The 1,886-nt window shown below is 54.8% G+C and carries 1 tRNA gene and 2 rRNA genes (1 of these 3 only partly in view); all 3 read right to left on the bottom strand.

From position 1 onward, the window contains the following. Window positions 1-77: transfer RNA gene (locus E8M78_RS04105), tRNA-Met, on the bottom strand. Between the two features lie 214 nt (window positions 78-291). Then, window positions 292-406, bottom strand: a 5S ribosomal RNA gene (gene rrf, locus E8M78_RS04100). Between the two features lie 298 nt (window positions 407-704). Continuing rightward, window positions 705-1,886 (bottom strand): 23S ribosomal RNA (locus E8M78_RS04095) (it continues 1,867 nt past the right edge of the window).

Below are 1,886 nucleotides of genomic sequence, written 5' to 3'. Positions count from 1 at the left end.
TGGTTGCGGGGGCAGGATTTGAACCTGCGGCCTTCAGGTTATGAGCCTGACGAGCTACCGGGCTGCTCCACCCCGCGTTATGTTTTGAGCGACTGCCTGGTGTTTTACCAGACGGCCCTGGTTGTTATCCGGGGCTTTATGGAATGCACAAAGGGTCGCGATGTGTGCGACCCTTTGTGGCATTATGGACTGATTTCGTGTTGAGAAGATTATTTTCTTATTTTCGCAAGTTTGCCTATCCAAAAAGTCTGTCAACTTCTCGGGGGACTGCGTTTTCATTGCCTTTAGCAGACCTGGCAGCGACCTACTCTCCCGCGTCTTGAGACGAAGTACCATTGGCGCTGGGGCGTTTCACGGCCGTGTTCGGAATGGGAACGGGTGCGGCCGCCCCGCCATAACCACCAGGTCGGCTAAGGGCAATGTGATTGAGAAGCTGGCAGGCATTCGCCTGTTTTATCTTTTGAACACGTTGTTTCTTTGTCTTCACGCTGTCGCATCGTTCGGATGCTGCGCTGCAGACGGCGCGCCAAACTGTTGGCGACGAACTGTCGTTCTGTATTGGTACCATGCTCAAGATCCAAGCATGGCAGCCATACAGCGCGCAAGCGCGTCGGCCATCATTGGCCGGGCCGTCCGGAGCGTGTTTCACGCGTCAGGACAAGAGAGATGGCTCATCGATTTATCGATGAGCATAGTCAATGAGAACGATCAAGTCGATCGGGCTATTAGTAAGGCTAAGCTTCATGCGTTACCGCACGTCCACACGCCTCCTATCAACGTGGTCGTCTTCCACGGCCCTGATAGGGAATACTCGTTTTCAGGTGGGTTTCCCGCTTAGATGCCTTCAGCGGTTATCCCTTCCATATATAGCTACCCTGCTATGCCGTTGGCACGACAACAGGTCCACCAGAGATATGTCCATCCCGGTCCTCTCGTACTAGGGACAGATCCTGTCAATATTCCTACACCCACGGCAGATAGGGACCGAACTGTCTCACGACGTTCTGAACCCAGCTCACGTACCGCTTTAATTGGCGAACAGCCAAACCCTTGGGACCTGCTCCAGCCCCAGGATGCGATGAGCCGACATCGAGGTGCCAAACAACCCCGTCGATATGGACTCTTGGGGGTCATCAGCCTGTTATCCCCGGCGTACCTTTTATCCGTTGAGCGATGGCCCTTCCACGCGGGACCACCGGATCACTATGACCGACTTTCGTCTCTGCTCGACTTGTCAGTCTCGCAGTCAGGCGGGCTTATGCCATTGCACTCGACGACCGATTTCCGACCGGTCTGAGCCCACCATCGCGCGCCTCCGTTACTCTTTCGGAGGCGACCGCCCCAGTCAAACTACCCACCATACACTGTCCCGGATCCGGATAACGGACCGCGGTTAGACATCCATGACGATAAGGGTGGTATTTCAAGGATGGCTCCACGAGAACTGGCGTCCCCGCTTCAAAGCCTACCACCTATCCTACACATGCCGACACGAATGCCAGTGTAAAGCTATAGTAAAGGTGCACGGGGTCTTTCCGTCTGACCGCAGGAACCCCGCATCTTCACGGGGAATTCAATTTCACTGAGTCTATGTTGGAGACAGCGGGGAAGTCGTTACGCCATTCGTGCAGGTCGGAACTTACCCGACAAGGAATTTCGCTACCTTAGGACCGTTATAGTTACGGCCGCCGTTTACTGGGGCTTCGATTCAAAGCTTGCACCTCTCCTCTTAACCTTCCAGCACCGGGCAGGCGTCAGACCCTATACGTCGTCTTATCGACTTCGCAGAGCCCTGTGTTTTTGATAAACAGTCGCTACCCCCTGGTCTGTGCCACCCCCAAACACTTGCGTATCTGGAGGTCACGCTTCTTCCGAAGTTACGCGTG

The organism is Rhizobium sp. FKY42, from assembly GCF_005222835.1.
Taxonomy (GTDB): Bacteria; Pseudomonadota; Alphaproteobacteria; order Rhizobiales; family Rhizobiaceae; genus Neorhizobium.
This window is presented reverse-complemented; position numbering and strand designations above follow the sequence as displayed.